This window comes from Streptomyces sp. NPDC055025, assembly GCF_053608565.1.
Window position 1 is genome coordinate 116902 of sequence record NZ_JBSGVS010000003.1, and the last position, 13973, is coordinate 130874.

At 70.8% G+C, this 13973-nt stretch carries 13 protein-coding genes; all 13 read left to right on the forward strand.

Annotated features, from left to right (window positions below):
- Positions 1-5: 5 nt before the first annotated feature.
- The gene (locus ACWGDX_RS03095; protein ID WP_453621643.1) at positions 6-4736 is read left to right on the forward strand and encodes a phage tail tape measure protein; all 4731 of its coding nucleotides are present in this window, start codon (positions 6-8) and stop codon (positions 4734-4736) included.
- Positions 4737-4752: 16 nt separating this feature from the next.
- Positions 4753-5616 carry a phage distal tail protein gene (locus tag ACWGDX_RS03100; protein WP_453621645.1) on the forward strand — a complete coding sequence of 288 codons (864 nt, stop codon included), beginning with the start codon at positions 4753-4755 and terminating at the stop codon, positions 5614-5616.
- Positions 5617-5629: 13 nt separating this feature from the next.
- Positions 5630-6649, forward strand: a complete 1020-nt coding sequence (locus ACWGDX_RS03105; protein ID WP_453621647.1) for a hypothetical protein — start codon at positions 5630-5632, stop codon at positions 6647-6649.
- Positions 6650-6660: 11 nt separating this feature from the next.
- Positions 6661-7773 carry a hypothetical protein gene (locus tag ACWGDX_RS03110; protein WP_453621649.1) on the forward strand — a complete coding sequence of 371 codons (1113 nt, stop codon included), beginning with the start codon at positions 6661-6663 and terminating at the stop codon, positions 7771-7773.
- A gap of 1 nt (position 7774) precedes the next feature.
- Entirely contained in the window at positions 7775-8857 is a 1083-nt protein-coding gene (locus ACWGDX_RS03115) for a hypothetical protein (RefSeq protein ID WP_453621651.1), read from the forward strand.
- 9 nt (positions 8858-8866) lie between these two features.
- Complete coding sequence (locus ACWGDX_RS03120) at positions 8867-9193, forward strand: hypothetical protein (RefSeq protein WP_453621653.1); 327 nt, start codon at positions 8867-8869, stop codon at positions 9191-9193.
- A gap of 63 nt (positions 9194-9256) precedes the next feature.
- Positions 9257-10066, forward strand: a complete 810-nt coding sequence (locus ACWGDX_RS03125) for a hypothetical protein (protein ID WP_453621655.1) — start codon at positions 9257-9259, stop codon at positions 10064-10066.
- An 87-nt stretch (positions 10067-10153) separates the two neighbouring features.
- Entirely contained in the window at positions 10154-10336 is a 183-nt protein-coding gene (locus ACWGDX_RS03130; RefSeq protein ID WP_453621657.1) for a hypothetical protein, read from the forward strand.
- Positions 10336-10764, forward strand: coding sequence for a hypothetical protein (locus tag ACWGDX_RS03135; RefSeq protein ID WP_453621659.1), 429 nt, complete (start codon positions 10336-10338; stop codon positions 10762-10764). The genes ACWGDX_RS03130 and ACWGDX_RS03135 overlap by 1 nt, the downstream gene beginning before the upstream one ends.
- Positions 10757-11122: a hypothetical protein gene (locus ACWGDX_RS03140; RefSeq protein WP_453621661.1), complete on the forward strand. Its 366-nt coding sequence runs from the start codon at positions 10757-10759 to the stop codon at positions 11120-11122. Before ACWGDX_RS03135 ends, ACWGDX_RS03140 begins: the two co-directional genes overlap by 8 nt.
- Positions 11123-11998: 876 nt before the next feature.
- On the forward strand, positions 11999-13219 hold the full coding sequence (locus ACWGDX_RS03145; RefSeq protein ID WP_453621663.1) for a helix-turn-helix domain-containing protein: 1221 nt from the start codon (positions 11999-12001) through the stop codon (positions 13217-13219).
- 254 nt (positions 13220-13473) lie between these two features.
- Positions 13474-13812: a hypothetical protein gene (locus ACWGDX_RS03150; protein WP_453621665.1), complete on the forward strand. Its 339-nt coding sequence runs from the start codon at positions 13474-13476 to the stop codon at positions 13810-13812.
- Positions 13809-13970 carry a hypothetical protein gene (locus ACWGDX_RS03155; RefSeq protein ID WP_453621667.1) on the forward strand — a complete coding sequence of 54 codons (162 nt, stop codon included), beginning with the start codon at positions 13809-13811 and terminating at the stop codon, positions 13968-13970. The genes ACWGDX_RS03150 and ACWGDX_RS03155 overlap by 4 nt, the downstream gene beginning before the upstream one ends.
- The last annotated feature ends 3 nt before the right edge of the window (positions 13971-13973 follow it).

Below are 13973 nucleotides of genomic sequence, written 5' to 3' on the forward strand. Positions count from 1 at the left end.
GCGCCGTGGCAGTCCGCACCGTCCGTGTCGTTCTGACCGGCACCGTCACGCCCTACACCAGCGCGATGCGCACGGCCGCCAGGACGACCACCACCACGGCGCGCACCATCACGACGACGATGCGTCAGACGTCGGTGCGAGTCCAGGCGTCGATGACCGCCATGGCGCGCGGTACCCAGGCGCAGGCCCTGCGGGCGGGTACGGCGGTGCGGACCATGGCGGCCCGCGCGGGCGCGGACATGACCCGTATGGCCACCCGTGTCGCGGCGGCTAACCGTGCCGCACTGGCACCCGTGCCCGCCCTGACCGCACGGGCGGGGGCCGCGTACACGCGGCTGTCGCAGCGTGGCACGGCGGCCATGCGGACGCTGCGGGCGGAGGCGGCCCGTACAACGGCCACGATCGGTTCGGCGATGCCTGCGGCAGCGGTACGGGCGGGCAACGCGGTGGTGCGCGCGGGGGTCCGCGCGGGCGCTGCCGCCGGGGTGGTGTCCTCGCGCTGGTCGGCGGCCGGGTCGGCTGTGTCGGCCCGCTGGTCGGCGACCTGGGCGCGCGTCTCGGCCGGCGGCGCGGCCGTGCGTGCGGGAGCCGGAACGGCGGCCGGATGGGTAGCGGCACGCTGGTCGACGGCTGCGGGGGCCGTGTCGTCCCGGTGGTCGGCTGCCGGCGCCACGGTGTCGGGGGCGATGGCCGGCGCCCGGACAGCGGCGGGGGCCGCGGCCGGGGCGGTCGCTGCCCGCTGGACGGCCGCCGCCGCGGCGGTCGGCCGCTCGTTCGGCGCGATGCGGCTGGCCGCGTTCGCCGCCGGCGCGGGCATGCTCGCCGCCGCGACCGGCGGACGCAAGGCGCTGGAAGCGGCCCGTACGGCGAGTCTGGGGCTGGTCGCGGCGTTCGGCCTCGCCGCGTTCGCAGCGGCAAGGTTTGAGAAGTCCATGTCGAACGTGCGGGCTGCGACCGGCGGTTCGGTCGGAGACATGAACAAGCTCCGCGAGGCGGCGCTGGAAGCGGGCCAGGCCACCTCGTACTCCGCCACCGAGGCAGCCACCGCCGAGGCGGAACTGGCCCGTGCGGGCATCAGCACGGCGGACATCGTGGGCGGTGCACTGCGCGGCAGTCTCGACCTGGCCGCTTCGGGACAGCTCGACCTGGCCGAGTCCGCGATCATCTCCGCGCAGGCCATGAACAGCTTCAAGATGGAGGGGAAGGACGTCCCCCACATCGCGGACGTCATCTCCGCTGCGGCCGGCAAGAGCGCCACGAATGTTCACGACATGGGCATGGCGTTTCGCCAGTCGGCCATCGTTGCCAGTCAGACGGGCCTGTCGCTGGAGGACACGGCTGCGATCCTCGGCATGTTCGCCCAGGGCGCTCTGACCGGTTCGGATGCCGGTACGTCGCTGAAGGTGATGTTGCAGCGGCTGGTGCCGCAGTCCAAAGAGGCCCAGGCCATCATGGACAAGATCGGGTTTTCCGCCTACGACGCGGCGGGGAACTTCGTCGGCGCGAGCGAAATGGCCGACCGGCTCCACGCCTCGTTCTCCGGTCTTACCCCCGAGGCCCGTAACGCCGCTCTGGGAACCATTTTCGGCAGCGACGCGGTCCGCGCCGCCACGATTCTTTACCAGCAGGGCGCTGAGGGGGTCGATGCGTGGCGCACGTCCGTCACGGACGCCGGCTACGCCACCCGCGGTGCGGCAACGATGACGGACAACCTGGCTGGTGACGTGGAGCGGCTGGCGGGCGCTCTGGAGACGGCGCTCATCACCTCCGGCACCAGCGCGAACTCCATGCTCCGGGACATGGCCCGGTGGCTGACCAACGTCGTCAACTGGTACTCGCAGCTACCGCCCGAGGTGCAGTCATCGGTCACCGTGATGACCGGGCTGGTCGGTGTCGGGGGTCTGCTCGCCACGGCGATGCTGCTGGTGCTGCCCCGCATCATGGCGGTCCGCCGGGAACTGACCGCACTCGGTATCACCGCGGCACGTACCCGCGCCATGCTGATGACCCTGGGCAAGGTCAGCCTCGTCCTCGGGGCGATGGCGCTGGTCGGTACGGCTGTGCAGTCCCTGGCGAAGAAGTTCTCCGACGCCCCGCCGAGCGTGGCGAAGATGACCAACGCGATGGTCGACTTCGCCTCGTCGGGCAAGGCGGTTGGTGAGATGTCCCGGGTCTTCGGCAAGGACCTTGACGGGCTCGGCGAGGCCGTCCAGCAGATCGCCCATCCCACCGGTATGCAGCGGTTCAACAACGCGATGGACGAGATCTTCACCCTCGGCATGGCCGACCCCATCAAGCTGACCGAGGCCCGCGACAAGATCGCGTCCATCGATGAGGGGCTCGCCAGCCTGGTGTCCTCGGGTGCGGCGGAGGAAGCCGCCGCGAACTTCCAGTTCTTCGCCGCTGAGGCGGAGAAGAGCGGAACCTCGACGGAGAAGTTCACGAGTCTTCTGCCCCGGTACACCGACGCCCTGGCCGCCACCGACACCCAGGGAAAGCTCACCGCCGGCTCCCAGGGTGCCCTGGGCGACGCGACGGCCACGACCAACGAGGAGATCCAGGAGCAGCGGACCGAGGCCGAGAAGCTCACCGACGCGCTCAAGGCCTTGAACGGCGCGGCCATCAGCTCGGCCGAGGGCGAGATCAGCTTCCGCAGCAGCCTCGCGGATCTGAACGAAGCGGTGAAGGACAACGGGCACAGCCTGGACGTGACCACGGAGAAGGGCCGAGCGGTCAAGTCCGCATTCCTCGACGCGGCCAAGGCCGCCGCCTCCCATGCCGAGGCGGTGGCCGAGCAGTCGGGGACGATCGAGGCCGGGCAGGCGGTCCTGGAGCAGGACATCGCGATCCTCAAGCGGACGATGCACCAGGCCGGGTTCACCGACAAGCAGATCCGTGAACTCACCGACTCCTACGCCCAGCTCCCCGGCACCGCGCAGACCACGGTGACCTCACCAGGCGCGCGGAAGGCTGCCGCCGATCTTGCGGACCTGCGGGAGAAGGTGATGGCGATCCCTCCGGGGAAGTCCATCACGGTCAAGGCGCCGACTGCCAAGGTGGTCCAGGCGCTGGAGGCCGCCGGGTACAGCGTGAAGAAGATCCCCGGCAGCAAGAAGGTCTTGATCACCGCACCCACCGGGTCGGCGGTAGCCAACGCCCAGGCCCTCGCGCGGCAGTTGGACATGCTCCGGGACAAGCGCGTCACCATCACCAGCCACTACGTCAACTTGACCGAGAACAGGGTGATCAACACCGGGCAGGGCGGTCGAGGGGTGAACGCGCGGGCGAACGGCGGGATCATCCGCCGCTACGCCGACGGCGGCGACGTCGTACAGAGCTGGCCTGTCGGCGGACCGGTCTACGGGCCCGGCACCGGCACGTCCGACTCCATCCCCGCGCTGGTCTCCAACGGCGAGTACGTCGTGAAATCCGCTGCGGTACGCAAGTACGGCGTGGCCATGTTCGACCGGCTCAACGCCATGCGGTACGCCTCCGGCGGCCTCGCCGGTTTCACCTACGCCCCGACGTCCACGCCCGCCTTGGGCGGGCCGTCGGACGCGCGGCAGAGGTTCGATGACCTGGTGGCGCGGCTGCGGGACGCGTGGGCCGAGTACAACGCGGCCCGCAAGGAGCTGGACAAGGTCCGCAAGGACAAGAAGTCGACCCGGGCGCAGCGGGCGGCGGCCGAGAAGCGCGTCCGTGACGAGTACGCCGATGTGAAGGCCCTCGACAAGGCGTTGGGTCTGCCGGCCGGGGCGAAGGCCCCGACGACGCTCAACCTTGCGGCCTATCAGAAGCAGCTCGGTGCGTCGTTGGCGGCGACGGAGAAGTGGCGTACCAACCTCGCGAAAATCGGGAGGCGCGGAGGGGCGGAGGTTCAGGCACTCCTGGAGGCCATGGGCGAGGAGGGATACTCGCTGGTCAACGCGTTGGCGGGCGCGAGCGACAAGCAGTTCAAGGACATCACGTCGAAGTTGCTGAAGACGGGCGAGGTCGCGAAGGCGAGCCTGGCCGACTTCACCAAGCAGCTCGGCGCGGCCACCAAGGGAGGAGCCCAGTTCGCGGCCGACCTTCAGGCCCTGGCCACCCGCGGGTACGGGGATCTCGCCCAGGCCCTGGCCGCGCAGGGCGACCAGGCCGCGATGGACCTGGCGCGGCAGGCGGCTACCGGCAGCACGAAGGACGTCGCCGCGGCGAACGCCGCGGTGAAGGCGAACACCGGCACGCTGTCCGGCGAGGACCTGGCGAACGCCCTCACCCTGCTCACCACGCTCCGGTCCACGCCGGGGGCCGGGTATGCGGAGCTGATCGCGGCCGGGCTGGACACCAGCGTCATCCGGGCGCTGGTACCGAAGATGCTCGCGCAGATCAACGCCCTGCCCTCTGCGAACAGGACGAAGTTCCTGTCCCAGTACGCAGGCCAGGGCGGCGTCACCGCGATGGCCCGGGGCGGAATCCTCACCCGCCCGACAGCCGTGCTCGGCGGAGAGGCGGGAGTGCCGGAGGCGTGGATCCCGTTCGACGGATCCAGCCGGTCGCGAGGGCTGCTGGCCCGCTCGGCTGCGGCCATGGGCTACCAGCTCACCCCGGCATCACGGTACGGGTCGGCTCCGGCGGGCGGCCGGCCGGTGGTCCGTGAGGGCGACCGCATCGCCAATGTCTATCTCAACGGCGCGAAGCAGACGTCGGCGGAGCAGGCGATGGACGTGGCCCGGCACATGCAGCTCATCGGCTGAGAGAGGGGCGGGCGGTATGTACGTGCCGGGCAGTGATCTGGACGGCCTGCGGGCGGACCTCGGGAGCGTGCCTCTGGGAGGGGTGGACGCCTCCGGGGTCGCCTGGGTCCTCCAGACGCTGGAGGGCTGGGACTCCTCGGACTCCCGCAGCGAGGTCCAGCAGCGCGAGGCCGATCACGGGGCGTGGTTCACTCCGGTCTACCTCAGCGAGCGGCCCATCACGCTCGCCGGTCTGATCGTTGCCCCGGACCGGGCCGCACTGGACCAGGCCATGGAGGAGGCCCGTGCCGCGGCGGCGCTGACGGACACCCTGCTGGTGGTGTGGGAGACCGTGCCCAAACAGGCAGTCGTGCGGCGCTCCGGCCGGCCGATCCTTCAGTACGTCACCGACACCATGGCGTCCTTCAGCCTGATGGTGACGGCGGCCGACGCGCGCCGGTACAGCGTGGACCAGCAGTCCGCCACCACCGGTCTGCCGATGTCGAGTGGTGGTCTGGCCCCGCCGGTCACCCCGCCGGTCACCGTGGACGCCACCACCGTCGCCGGGCAAATCAACGCCGCCAACACCGGGAAATTCAGTACCCGGCCTGTGCTGCGGATCGACGGTCCCGTGACCGCGCCCACCGTGGCCGCGCAGTACCAGGACGGCTCCGTCCGGCTCCTCACCTACGCCGAGACCATCGGCGCCGGCGAATACCTCGTCATCGACGTCGACGCCAAGGCCGCGGTCCTCAACGGCACCGCGAGCCGACGCCGCTTTCTGTCCGCGCCGCGATGGCCCGAGATCCCCGCCGAATCCACGGTGACCTTTCAGTTCCTCGCCGACACCTACGACCCCGCCGCGCTGCTGACCGTCACCTGGCGCTCGGCATGGATGTAAGGAGACGACACGGATGGTTGCCGTAGACCCGCAGTGGATCAATGGGATTGCCATGGACGCGCTGGAACTGCGCCGCGTCCAGGCACTACAGGTCATGACGAACGGGACAGCACTCGGCGGCCGACCCGGGGTGCTCCCTGGCTCGGGCGGGCTGTCCACATCACTCGCGGGCAGCACGATCAATGTGGGCTCGGGCACGGCCTGGGTGTATCAGGCGGGGCAGGGCATGTACGGGGTGTCGCTCAGCTCCGGAGCTACAGCCACCTTGCAGGCCGCGCACGCCACCCTCCCCAGGATCGACCTGGTGTACCTGCGGGTGTGGGACACCGCCGTCGACGCCTCCGGGCTCAACAAGGCGGATGCGGTCTACCTGCCCGGCGTCGCGTCCTCCACCCCGTCCGCGCCGGTGCCGGCCGGGACCCAGATCTACCTGCCGCTCGCCACCATCTCCGTGCCCGCGTCCGGCGGCGGCTCCCCGTCCGTGAACAATGCGCTGCCGGTGACCGTCGCGCCTGGCGGGATCCTGCCCGACCCCGCAGCGACCGGCTACTACACCGGCCAGTACCGCGACAACGGCACGGGCCTCCAGCGCTGGAACGGGTCCGCCTGGCGGACGGTCAGCCCGTCCACACCGGTCGTGTCCGACCAGGTGAGCAGCCCCGCCACCTACGTCTCCGGCGCCGCGACCGACTTCACCAGCGGACAGTGGCCGCCGATCACCACCACCGTGCCACCCAGCGGGATCGTGGCCATCAGCATCGGCAGCGCCCTCGCCAACACCAACACCAGTACGTCGACCGGCTGGTGCGGATGGCGCTCGACCGGCGCCCTGGTCGAGGCCATCACCGAGAAGAACGCGGTGTCGACCATGGGAGGCCGCGTCTACGGCACCCGCCGCGTCATCCGCTCCGGCCTCACCCCCGGGGCGTCTCTGACCGTCATCCCCCAGTACAACTTCACCAGCGTCGGCGCCAGTTCGGCGACCCGCGCGGAGGACGGGCAGCTCAGTGTCGAGCCGCTGGGCGCCGTATGACATCACCCGTCATGACCGCCCAGCCCGCCAGCGCTGGCCAGTTGGAGCCGGTGACGCTGGCCTGGTACGGCTGCGACCTGCGCACCGGCCAGATCGTTGAGGACCTTCCGTCCCTGCGGCCCACCGGAGCCCTGACCCACCGGCTGGGCGCATCGACGTCCACCGGCTTCGAGCTGGCCCTCGGCGGGGCACCCTCCGGGTGGGAGGCGGCAACGGACCAGGGCCGGACACTCCTGGTCGGGGTCGACATGCTCACCGACCAGCCGGTGTGGTCCGGGATCGTCCTCACCCGCGAGGGCGGATCCGCCCAGACCGTCACGCTCGGCGCCGCGACCCCGGAGGCATATCTGGACCGCCGCTACACCGGCGACCAGATCCTCATCCAGCAGGACCAGGCCGACGTGGTCACGAACCTGATGGACGCCGCGCTCACCGGCGGCCCCCCGTTCGTCATGGACGCACCGCCAACCGGCCGGCTCACGGACTTCACGGTTCTCGACTCGGATGACCGGACCATCCTGTCCGCCCTCCAGGAGGTCATGGGCGCGGAAGGCGGCCCGGAGTGGACGATTGACGTCGTATGGTCCGACGCCTCACACACCGGCTTTCTGTTGCCCGTTCGTGTCCGTCCGAAGATCGGCGTCCAGTCAGCCCAGCCGGAAGCCGTCTTCGACACCCCGGGCTGCGTCGTCAGCTACACCCTGGCCGAGTCCTACGAGTCCGGCCGCGGTGCCACCGTCGTCCAGGCGCGTGGCGAGGGTGAAGGCGACTCCCGGCTGACCAGCGCACCGCAGACCGCCACCGCGCTGGAGGCCGGAGGCTGGCCCCGCTACGCCTACCGCTTCACCCCGGCCACCGGCATCACCGACCCCGACCAGCTCACCGCCCACGCCGCCCAGGCCCTCACCCTCATGGCCACCGGCTCCCGGGCCTGGACCATCGAGGCCGTGGCCTCGGCCGCGCCGCGCCTGGGCCGCGACTGGGGACTCGGAGACACCGTCCGTATCGCCGTGGAGCACTCACCCCGCCACCCCGACGGGACAGAGACCGTGGCGCGCGCCTGGTCCTGGGAGCTCGACCCCGGCGCCGACCGAATCCGCCCGATCCTCATCGAGGAGGACTGACATGCCCACGGCCGGAGACCACCTTCCCGTCGGCCCCACCGACATGGCCCGCCGCGTGGCCGCGCTGGAACGCGAGGTCCGTGAGCTTCGCGCCGCCCGCCGCGCCGCCCACACCACCGTCACCACCGGGTCCACACGGTTCATCGGCGCGTCCGGCTGGGAGCTCATCCTCGACCCCAGCAGCGAGCTGCCGATCATCTACTTCCGGGACCCGGAGGGCGCCGAGATGGCCGCCCTCAACACGACCGGGGAAACGGGCAGGCCCGGCTACAACCTGTCGTCCGGGCTCATCCCGGATGACATCGCCCCTGACTGGCGGTGGGTCACCTTCGGCGGCGCGGCGAGCGCGGGGGACAACTTCGTCACCGCCCGATTCCAGGACTCCGACGTCAACCGGCAGCTCGGCGGCTGGCTCTACCTCGGCGCCGGCGCCGTCCAGTTCGGCACCATCGACACCGCGGCCGGCGCGCACGAGATCCTCCAGATCGGTTCCGGATCGGCCGTCTTCGACCGCGTCCGCATGCGTGTAGCGCCACTGGCCAGCGCTTCCCCCGGACTCACCGTCGCGACGGCCGCCGGACACACCGGGACCGTATTCACCCTCACCCACAACGGCTCGACCATCGCCACCGTGAACACGGCGGGGGCCGCGACGTTCGCCGGACAGGTCACGGCGCAGGACCTGGACGTCGGCGGCGCCGTCACGAAAACCGGCGCGACCTGGCAGAACCCGTCCTTCGCCGCCACCTGGGCCACGGGGGGCAACCTCGGAGGCAACTCGACCTTCAGGGGACTCCAGTTCCGCCGCACCGCCGAGGACGAGGTGTGGGTAATCGGCGCCGCGGTGTCCTCCGGCACCGGCACCACCATTGCCACTCTCCCCGTCGGCTACCGGCCGCCCACCAACAAGCGGGCGCTACTGCGCGCGTACTTCTCCTCCGGCTCCAGCGTGCCGGTGACCGGGTGGGCGCAGGTCACCGAGGCCGGCGCCATCGCTGTCGGCGCGAGCATCTCCGGCTACAGCGTCGCGTCCGGCACCCAGGTGTGGCTGGACGGCAAATTCCCCCTCGGCAACCTCACATAAGGAGACCCCGTGCCCTTCATCCCACCGCCCATCATCCCCATCCCCGTGCCTGACGAGCCGGCCGAGCCGACCGTCCCTCTCCCCGAGATCGGGGCCACGGTCCTCTACACGCTCAGCGCGGCAGACCTGGACCTGATCGCCACCCAACGCGACCCCGAGATCCCACTCGATGACCTGGCCGAGGGCACGGAGCGGCCCGGGACCGTCACCGAAACCTCAGGCGGCGGCCTCATCACACTGCAAGTGTTCCTCGACAGCGAGGGCACGCTCAGCTTCCTCGCGCTGCTGCGCCCGGAGGGCACCGGCCCCGGCACCTGGGCACGCCCCACCACCTGACACCCACCCACCCCGAGCCCCGAGCCGCTCCCGGCCGGGGCTTTCGCATGCCCTGGAGGTACCGTGCCTGATCTTTGGATGCCGGGCGCCACCCGGCTCGACATAGGCGACCACGCGCCGACCGACGGCGGCCCCGCCAAGGCCATCGGCCACATCACCTGGGACGAGAACGCGACGGCCGCGAAGCCGAAGGCTCTCGTTCCGTATGAGCGGCTGCGGGACTACTTCGGGAAGAACTCGGCGGGGCGCGCGGTCGCACCGCACGTGCTGTGGGACCCGTTCACCGGGCGCGTCACCCAGTTCCTCCCGGCGACGTCCCGCTCCAAGTCGTTGGCCGACAAGGCGGGCGGCACCAGGACCAACCGCGCGGGCAGCGTCGTCATCCAGGTCGAGGCGCTCTTCTTCCCGTACTGCGTCGTAGGCGGCAAGGCCTACGCCCGGCTGGCCGACACCCCGTGCAAGGGGTGGGCCGAGCTGAACGCCTGGGTCCGCTCCTGGGGTGTGCCGGACGCCTGGCCGAACGGGGCGCCCACGGCCAAGTCGAACCGCAACGCGGCCAACTGGGCTGCCCGGCCGGGCTGGTACGCGCACGCCGACGTCCCGGAAAACGACCACGCGGACCCGCTGAGTTGGCCCGCATTCACCACCAGGGAGGACATCGTGACCGAAGAGCAGATGGACCAGATCGCCGACAAGGTCGTGGACCGGATCCTGTCCAAGGATGTCTTCACCGCGCCGAAGGATGCCGCCGACTACGAGCCCACCGGCCCCCGCAGCACATGGTCGGGGCGGGCCGTCTTCAACGACCTCGTCACCCGCGTCCGCCGCATCAGCGCGGACACCGCCGCGATCCGGCGGAAGCTCGACGCCTGACTGCACTCACGGTCACCGACTGGGGTGGAGTTCCGCCCGATTCAGTGACTCCCCGTCATAATCTGCCAGTTCGATGAAAGGACCATCATGAGAGTCTCCAGCGTCGCCAAGGCCGTCGCAGCCGCCTTCGCCGCCGGGTCCGCCGCCGTCGCCACCGCCGTCCAGGACGGCGTCCTCACCACAGGGGAGGGCGTCACCGTCGCCCTCGCTGTCCTCGGCGCGCTCGGCATCACCTACGTCGTCCCCAACAAGCAGCACTCGGGCGCCTGATGAGGGCCGCGCCAGCCCGGATGTGGATGCGGCTGGGCTGGCGCGGCCTGGCCCTGCTCATCTCCGGGATCGCCTGGGTCAGCTACGGGGCGAGTCTGACGGTTCAGCCCCGGTACGGGACGGTGAGGGGGATCTCGGTGCTGCTGGATCTGATGCCGATGCAGGCGTGGGGCTGGGGCTGGATCGGCTGTGGGCTCGTCTGTCTCGCCTACAGCGTCGTGCCCGCCGGCCGGGACGGCGTGGGGCTCGCCGCGGCGATGGCGCCCGCGCTGCTGTGGAGTGTCGCCTACGCGATGGGCGGCGCGCTCGGTGCGAGCCCGACCGCGTGGGGGGCCGTCGCGCCCTGGGGGTCGCATGCGATCCTGATCGCGATCATCGCCCGGGTGACCCGTCCTCGGCGCCTGATACCGGTGGTGACGCATGGATAGTCCGAGTAGCTGGTACGCGGTGCTCGCGCTCGTCATCACCACGGCGGGGGGAGTGATCACGGCGTGGGTCGGCCGGGGCCGCCGGCAGGAGGTCCAGATGTCCGAGGAGTCACCGGCCGAGCTGGTGGGCGCGGACCTGACGACGCTGGCCGGGATCGCCACGGTGGTGTCGCGGCAGTCGCAGAAGCTGACCGCCCAGGAGCAGAAAATCTCCCATCTGGAGGGCGAGCAGGCAGGCACCCGCGACCGGCTCGCCGCGCTCGGCCGGTACATCCGGATCCTCCAGACCACCATCAGACAGGCCGGCCTCCCCGTCCCCGAGCCGGATCCGGGCGACCAGCACCTCATCGACCAGTGACACCGCGCCCCGCTCTCCTCCGGGAGAGCCCCTGCTCTCCCGGAGGAGAGCAGGGGCTCTTCGTCATCCCCGCCGATGCGGGGACCAGGCAGCGTCCGGCTGGGCCCTTGCAGGGGGCCACCCCCGCGCTTGCGAGGAGAAGACTTTCTGGTCATACGGTACCGGGCTCGCGGCCCGCTGTCCGTCCGCTCATTTTGTCCCCGCGCGGGCGGGGGTGGTATCACGGATCCATGACAACCCGTTGCGAGAGCTGCGGCCGGTGGCGGACACGGCGCTCCTGCCGGAGATGTGCTCGCCTCAAGGGCAGGGCAGCGCCACGCCGCTGCCCCAACTGCGGCACCACAGTGACGGTCAACGGCGCGCGCTGCGCACGCTGCCGCGTCGTACGAGCGCCCTACGACCACGAGCGCAAGCGGCAGCTCGCGGAGGCGGCGTTCCCCGCCGACGTGCGGGCCTCCCTCGTGGAGGAGCTTCGGAGCGGGTCTCCGCTGAGAGTGGTGTGTAAGGACCTGAACGTGACGCCGCAACGCGTTTTCGGCTGGAGAGCGTTCGAGGAGAGCTGGGCCACGGATCTGGACGCCGCGCTGATGGAAGGGCGGGATCCGGGGCTGGATCACGGCACTCTCACCGCGTACCGGCGGCACGGGTGTCGGTGCCCGGAGTGCCGACAGGAGAAGGCTCGATCCCGAACTCCGGGCGCCTGACCGCCCGCGCCCCCTGTCCGGCCCACACGGCTGGACAGGGGGCGCTTTCGTCATGCGCTGAGACGTGTCCGTACAGCACGACGGCCCCCACAGTGAAGTGGGGGCCGTTCGGCCGTACCGCCGGAGCCGACCGGAGGTACATTGCGAGTGTCAGCACGCAATGGGAGTCATTATGCCCGAGACCACCGACAATCACATTGGCGCCCGTATCCGCGAGTTCCGCGCCATCCGAGATTTCTCTCTCGCCGAACTGGGCCGCCGCGCCCACGTATCCACCAGCCAGTTGTCCAGGGTCGAGACTGGCGATCAGCCGGCCAGCCCGTCGATCCTCGCGGCCGTCGCTCGCGCTCTGGACGTCACGCTCTCCGTCCTGCACGGCCAGCCCTACATTCACATGCTCCAGAAGGACCAGCTCGACCGGCTGCTCGCGCCGATCAGCAGCGCCCTGGACGCGTGGGACATCCCGCCGGAGGATGACCTGCCTCTGCGCTCACTGGATGACATCGCAGCGGACACACGGGCCATCTCGGCGCAGCGAGCCCAGGGCGAGTTCGGCGCAGTAGCGGATGCTCTCCCGGGACTCATCACCGATACAGCTACCGCCGTGCAGACCTACACAGCGGCCGGCCGGGACCGCGAGCGAGCACACGACGTACAGGCGGAGGTCGCACGCACCACGGCGATCGTCGCCTACAGGCTCGGCTACATGGACCTCGCCCGGCTCGCCCTCGCCCGTATGGCTGTAGCAGCGCCCCAGTCCGGAGATCCCCGCCAGGTCGCCGTCGAACGGTACGAGCGCGCCGTCATCACCCACGCCGAAACCTCGCGCCCCGACCGGGGCGTGGCTCTGATGCGGCAGGCCCTGCGCGACTTGGACGACGACGGGGACCCCTCAACCATGGCCGTGCGGGGCACCCTGCTCCTGCGCGCCTCGGCCCTGTCCGCCGTACAGAAAGACCACACCGCCGCCGGCGAGTGGCTCGGGCAGGCAACTGAACTTGCGGCGGCCGGAGCGGCGGCGGACGCGGCGGCGACCCCACCCGGCACGCGGTACGCCCTCGCTTTCGGTGAGTTGAACGTGGCACTGGGCCGCCTTGATGTGGCGATGTACCAGGATGATCACGAAGAGGCACTGCGCGTGGCGTCCGGGGTGCGGCTGCCGGAGACCTATCAGCCGACACGCGTTGCGGGTTTCCTGATTCGGAAGGCGAGCGCGGAGGCGTGGACGGCGCATCATGACGCCGCACTTGAGTCGCTGGAGACGGCGCGTGAGAAGGCGCCGCAGTTGACGCGGTACCACCCGGAGGTGCACGAGACGGTGGGCACGTTGCTGCGTGCGCGGCAGCGCCCGAGTGATCGGCTGCGGGAGTTCGCACTATGGAGCGGCGTGTAGCCGTCTAGATACTGAATGTCAAGGCTCCGGTGTCCCCACCTTGGGGAAATCGGAGCCTTGGCATGTCGGCACGATGTACCGGTCAGCACACACCCCGTACATGGAGCCGAACCATGACGCCCACCGCCCGTAACGAAAATGCCATCGCCCGATGGCTGGAGTCCTCGTCCGAAGTCCCGTCAATCGCCCGGTCCGACTGGGAGAATGGGCGCCCGGCCATCCTCCGCACGGGCGTCCGGTATGACGCCGTACGCATGCCGGCCACGCTGGTACACGCTGCGGTGGAGAGCGCCGAGCCGGAGGCTGTGGCCCGTGTCCTGGCTGCCCGTCTTGGCGGCCTGGTGATCGCCGACCCGGTAGCGTGGTACTACGCGCTCGTACCGCGCGGCACCACGTGGACCTCTCCCCTCGCCGAGATCCGCGGCCGGGGGAGCTGGCTGGGCATCCCGTCGACAGACCGCACCGACCCGTCCGGTCCGGGCGTGTACTGGGCCGTCCCCCTCGCCAACACGGCCGGCCTGTGCGACCCGGAGGCCGTGGCCGAGCTGCTGGCCGACGGACAGACTCGACTCGACGGCACGAGCGCGCCGTGAGCGCGGACGCGCTCCGCCTCGTCCTGGGCGGTGCGGGCCGACTCCTCCGCCGCTACCGCCAGTACCTGACCCACGTGGTCAACTGCGAGCGCTGCTCCGGCAGCGAGCTGTGTGCCGCCGGCCAGACCGTGAGGCGGCGTTACCTCGATGTGCGGTGACCG

Bases quoted from the DNA above. Each gene is read 5' to 3' on its own strand.
- ACWGDX_RS03135 (WP_453621659.1), top strand. From the start codon at position 10,336: ATGAGGGCCGCGCCAGCCCGGATGTGGATGCGGCTGGGCTGGCGCGGC.
- ACWGDX_RS03110 (WP_453621649.1), top strand. From the start codon at position 6,661: ATGACCGCCCAGCCCGCCAGCGCTGGCCAGTTGGAGCCGGTGACGCTG.
- ACWGDX_RS03150 (WP_453621665.1), top strand. From the start codon at position 13,474: ATGCCGGCCACGCTGGTACACGCTGCGGTGGAGAGCGCCGAGCCGGAG.
- ACWGDX_RS03105 (WP_453621647.1), top strand. From the start codon at position 5,630: ATGGTTGCCGTAGACCCGCAGTGGATCAATGGGATTGCCATGGACGCG.
- ACWGDX_RS03140 (WP_453621661.1), top strand. From the start codon at position 10,757: ATGGATAGTCCGAGTAGCTGGTACGCGGTGCTCGCGCTCGTCATCACC.
- ACWGDX_RS03115 (WP_453621651.1), top strand. From the start codon at position 7,775: ATGCCCACGGCCGGAGACCACCTTCCCGTCGGCCCCACCGACATGGCC.
- ACWGDX_RS03130 (WP_453621657.1), top strand. From the start codon at position 10,154: ATGAGAGTCTCCAGCGTCGCCAAGGCCGTCGCAGCCGCCTTCGCCGCC.
- ACWGDX_RS03100 (WP_453621645.1), top strand. From the start codon at position 4,753: ATGTACGTGCCGGGCAGTGATCTGGACGGCCTGCGGGCGGACCTCGGG.
- ACWGDX_RS03145 (WP_453621663.1), top strand. From the start codon at position 11,999: ATGCCCGAGACCACCGACAATCACATTGGCGCCCGTATCCGCGAGTTC.